This is a genomic window from Mesorhizobium sp. M2A.F.Ca.ET.037.01.1.1, from assembly GCF_003998075.1.
Lineage (GTDB): Bacteria > Pseudomonadota > Alphaproteobacteria > Rhizobiales > Rhizobiaceae > Mesorhizobium.
In genome coordinates this window covers 1-4,144 of record NZ_RZSA01000608.1, presented here as the reverse complement: position 1 = coordinate 4,144, position 4,144 = coordinate 1, and the positions used below count along the sequence as shown (strand labels likewise).

Here is a 4,144-nt window from a genome sequence, read left to right as displayed (position 1 = left end):
CGACAGAGGAGTTGTAGAAGGCCTCGTAATATTCAAGCGCGGCGCCGTCGGAATCATAGGCGATCGACTCGATCTCGATCAGCGGCGTGTTGGCGGCGACACCCATCTGATCGGCTTCTTCCTTGGTGGGAAGCGCGGCACGCAGCCAGCGGTCGGCACGCTTCACCGTCAGGCCGAAGACGGCGCGGATGGTGCCGAAGATCGACTGGTTTTCCGACAGGATGTTCTCCAGCCCCGGGACCCGATGCCCCGGCAGGCTGATACGCGTCATGGTGATCGGCGTGCCGTCGGTCATGTAGACGCGGCTGATGCGGACCACGCTGCCATTGGCGGGAATGCCGAAGACCTTGGACTCCTTCTCGCTCGGCGGGCAGCGGTAGATCTCCAGCGTGCGGGTCGAGACCTTGTGGCCCTTCGCGGTCAAATCGTCGAACACGCCGAGATTGGCGGTCATGAAGTCGACATGCTCGCGGGGAGCGGCGACGAACATGCCCTTGCGCGGCATCTTGATGATGCGGCCTTCATTGGAGAGCGATCCGATCGCGGCGCGCACGACGGGACGAGAGACGCCGAAGAAATCGCAAAGCGCCTGTTCCGAGGGAATGCGCGAATTGGCTGCCAGCAGACCGGTGTTGATCGCCTCCTCGACTTGGTTGCGCAGCTGCACCCAGAGCGGGGCCGCCTCGTCGCGGTTGAGCTGAACCTTGGAGCCGATCGAGCGGAAAGCCTCGGCCGCCTCGGCATCTTCCTGGTCGTAACGAGGACGCCCGCGCGTTCTGGTTGCCTGTTCCATTCGGGTCCCGCCGCAAATCATTTGCCGCGACTCAAAAAGCGGCAGCGCCTCCCTACCGGAGGCCGCCCGCCATTTTCACGCTCTCCGGCAAGTTTCGCAACCATAGCATGGCGGCGGCCCCCAGAAGCGGTCCGGGAACCAGGAGCAGGAAGGCCCAGCGCCAGCCGCCGATGAAGTCGGCGAAGCGCGGCGTCAGCCAGATGGCAAGCACCGTCAGCGCGAAACCGGCGCCGAGCTGCACGGACAGAGCGGTACCAACGAAGCGGCGGTCGGTAAGCTCGGTGACGGCGGCGGAGAACTGCGCCGAATCACCGATCACAGACACGCCCCAGACGATGGCCACCAGCATGAACAGCCAGAGCGGTCCGGTGAACAGAAAGCCCATCAGCAGCGCGCAGCTTCCCGAGACGAGCATCATGCCGGCGGTGGTGGCGGTGCGGCCGATCCGGTCCGACAGATAGCCGCCGAGCAGACATCCCAGAATGCCGGATGCCACAACGAAGAAGGTCGCGAGCGAGGCTGTGGCGGCTGTTCCGATCGCCTGCGCCTCGAAGGCCGCGCGCGTATAGGCGAGCAGCCAGGCCCACATGGCATAGAGCTCCCACATGTGGCCGAGATAGCCGAGATTGGCGAGGAGCAGCGGCTTTTCGCGAAACACCTGGCCGATGCGCGAGGGCTCGAAGATAGCCTTGCCGAAGGGATAGGGTCCTTCCTTCGCGAACAGCAGGAAGAGCAGCGCGCCCGCAGCGGTGGCCACGCTTGCCGCGGCGACTACGGGCCGCCAGTCGAGCACGGTCGAGACGGCGCGGAAGAGATGCGGCAGCGCCGAACCGACTGTGAGCGCGCCGATGACCGCGCCGAGCGCCAGTCCCCTGTCGCGCGCGAACCAGGTGGCGACCAGCTTGAGCGCCGGCGGATAGACGCCGGCAAGTGCGGCGCCGGTGACGATGCGCGCGGCGATCACACCGCCCGGCCCGGGATGGAAGAGCAGCGTCGCGTTGGCTAAAGCAGCGACGAGGGCTGCTGCCGCCATCAGGCGGCTCAGCCGTACAAGGTCCGGCAAATTGACCAGGCTCGCCACCAGCGCGCCGATGACGAAGCCGACCTGGACGCCATTGGTCAGCCAGGCTTCGGCGCTGGCGCCCAGCGCCAGCTCCTGCTTCAATTCGGGAAGGATTGCGGTCGCCGAGAACCACGTGGTCAGCGACAGGACGACCGCCAGGCAAAGCAGCGACAGCACGCGCCAGCGCTCGCTGTCGGCCGCCATGCCAAGCCGGCCGCCCCCGACCGTGCTCATGCGCCTTGCAGCGGTACGGTGAACACCGTGGCCGTGCCGGTCAGGCAAAGCTCGCCCTGGCCGTTGCGCACGCTGGTCTCGATCTTGCAGATCGGCTTGTCGGGGCGCACTTCCTTGACCTCCACGCGGCCGGTGATCTCCTCGTCAACGCCAACGGCCTTGACGAACTTCCAGGCCACTTCGAGGAACACGGTCCCGGGGCCGGGCAGATCCTCGGCGACCAACGCGTTGAGGATGCCGGAGGTGACGCCGCCCTGCACGATGAGCTTGCCGAACACCGACTTCTCGGCCAGCGCGCGGTCGTAGTGCAGGGGATTGCGATCGCCGGTGATGCCGGTGAAGGCCTCGATGTCGCTCATCCTTGTGCGTCGCGTGCGCTCGGCGAAGGCGCCGACCTGCGGACGGCCTTTCACGACACCCACCCAACCGTCCTTCGTTTCGATGCTCATTGCGGCTTCTCCTCTGCTCTGGGTTCGACTGGTCTGAAGGCCGGCAGGACACGGCCGCCGATGGCGGTCGGCGCAAGCAACAGCATGTCTCCGATCTGTTGCGGCCGTGTGCCGGGCAGGATGAAGCTCAGCATCGTCGGGCCTTCGGCCAATTCGACCAGGCCGACCACATACGGTGCCGCGGGCAGCCAGCCGGGATGGCCGGGTTTATGCACCTTGGAAAAGGATTTGAGCCGTCCCCTGCCCGATGCGTCTTTCCAGACCAGCCGCTTGCTCCAGCAATGCGGGCAGATCGGGCGCGGATAGAAGACGGCCTTGCCGCAACCCTCGCAATGCTGGATGGTCAGCCGGCCCTCGGCGGCGGCATCCCAGAACGGCCTGGACAGCGCGGTGATCGTCGGGCCAGGGGTTTTCAGGGTGTTGAGATCGACGGACATCAGGCGGCCCCCAACACCAGGGCGGTCGCTTCGCTCATCGTCGCGCCATTGCCGGTGACCAGCGCGAGCCAGGCCTTGCCGATCTGGCGTTCACCCGCCTCCCCGCGCAGCTGGCGTACCGCTTCGACGACATGGGTCATGCCGCCGGCAAGGTCGGGCTGGCCGAAGCCGAGCTGGCCGCCATGTGTGTTGAGCGGCTTGTCGCCCTTGTGCGAAAGGTCGTGGTCGCCGAGCCACGCGCCGAACTGGCCCGGCGCGCAGAGGCCGGCATCCTCGATCGTCGTCGCAACCATGATCGTGTAGCAGTCGTAGAGCGACAGAAGGTCCATCTCGTCAGCCTTCGTGCCGGACTGAGCGAAGGCCCTTGCCATTGCGCTCTTCAGCGGACCGGAAGTCAGGTGTGGGGCCTGGCTGACCGCGCGGTGCGTGACCTTCTCGCCGGCGCCGAGCAGATGGACAGGTGGCCTGCGCAACGACCGCGCGCGTTCGGCCGAGGTGACGACGACCGCTTCGCCGCCGGCGACCGGCATGACGATTTCGAGGAGATGCAGCGGCGAGGCGATCATCGGCGAGGCAAGCACCGCTTCGACATCGGCCGGCTTGCCATAGAAGATGGCGTCGGGGTTGAGCTGCGCGCTGGCGCGCGCCGCCGCGGCGATCAGCGCGAAATCTCGCGCGGTCGAGCCGTATTCCGCCATATGCGCCTGCATCAGCAGCGCATAGGAGATGTTGGCGCCCGAAGCGCCGAAAGGCACGTCGAACTCGCGGATCGGATTGCGGTTGGGCGAGCGGGGTGCAACCTCCTCGCGGTTGTTGGCGAGCACGCACAGCACCGCCTCGCACATGCCGGCCTCGATCGCGGCCGCCGCGCGCCAGACCATGCCTGCGCCGGACGCGCCGCCAAGATCGACGACATTGGCCATGGTCGGCGCGAGTCCCAGATATTCGGCTATGGTCGCCGGAACATGCTGCGGCGTCTCGCCGACCTGCGGCCCGACCAGCAGCCCGTCGATAGCCGCCGGCTCCAGCCCGGCGTCGAGCACCGCCAGGCGCGAGACCTCGGCGATCATCTCCAGCGTCGTCACGCCGCTGGTCAGGCGCTGCGGCTTCAACTCGCCGATGCCGACGACCGCTCCCTTTGCCCGGCTCATGCCGCCTTGCTCCGGTC

General features: G+C 67.0%; 5 protein-coding genes. All 5 read right to left on the bottom strand.

Features of this window, described 5'->3' with window-relative positions:
* Positions 1 to 793, bottom strand: a 793-nt coding sequence (locus tag EOA27_RS25300; RefSeq protein WP_145970519.1) for a GntR family transcriptional regulator, incomplete at its 3' end; no start/stop codon positions are given.
* Between the two features lie 52 nt (positions 794 to 845).
* Complete coding sequence (locus EOA27_RS25295; RefSeq protein WP_127257533.1) at positions 846 to 2,090, bottom strand: MFS transporter; 1,245 nt, start codon at positions 2,088 to 2,090, stop codon at positions 846 to 848.
* Positions 2,087 to 2,539: a MaoC family dehydratase gene (locus EOA27_RS25290; RefSeq protein WP_126078740.1), complete on the bottom strand. Its 453-nt coding sequence runs from the start codon at positions 2,537 to 2,539 to the stop codon at positions 2,087 to 2,089. The genes EOA27_RS25295 and EOA27_RS25290 overlap by 4 nt, the downstream gene beginning before the upstream one ends.
* A complete protein-coding gene (locus EOA27_RS25285) occupies positions 2,536 to 2,976 on the bottom strand; it encodes a zinc ribbon domain-containing protein (protein ID WP_126078741.1) in 441 nt (146 codons plus the stop codon). Before EOA27_RS25285 ends, EOA27_RS25290 begins: the two co-directional genes overlap by 4 nt.
* Positions 2,976 to 4,144, bottom strand: a 1,169-nt coding sequence (locus EOA27_RS25280; RefSeq protein WP_245491157.1) for a thiolase family protein, incomplete at its 5' end; no start/stop codon positions are given. The genes EOA27_RS25280 and EOA27_RS25285, both read right to left, overlap by 1 nt.

What these genes read in the sequence shown, in the direction of transcription:
- EOA27_RS25295 (WP_127257533.1), bottom strand. Translation starts at nt 2,090, where the DNA reads ATGAGCACGGTCGGGGGCGGCCGGCTTGGCATGGCGGCCGACAGCGAG.
- EOA27_RS25290 (WP_126078740.1), bottom strand. Translation starts at nt 2,539, where the DNA reads ATGAGCATCGAAACGAAGGACGGTTGGGTGGGTGTCGTGAAAGGCCGT.
- EOA27_RS25285 (WP_126078741.1), bottom strand. Translation starts at nt 2,976, where the DNA reads ATGTCCGTCGATCTCAACACCCTGAAAACCCCTGGCCCGACGATCACC.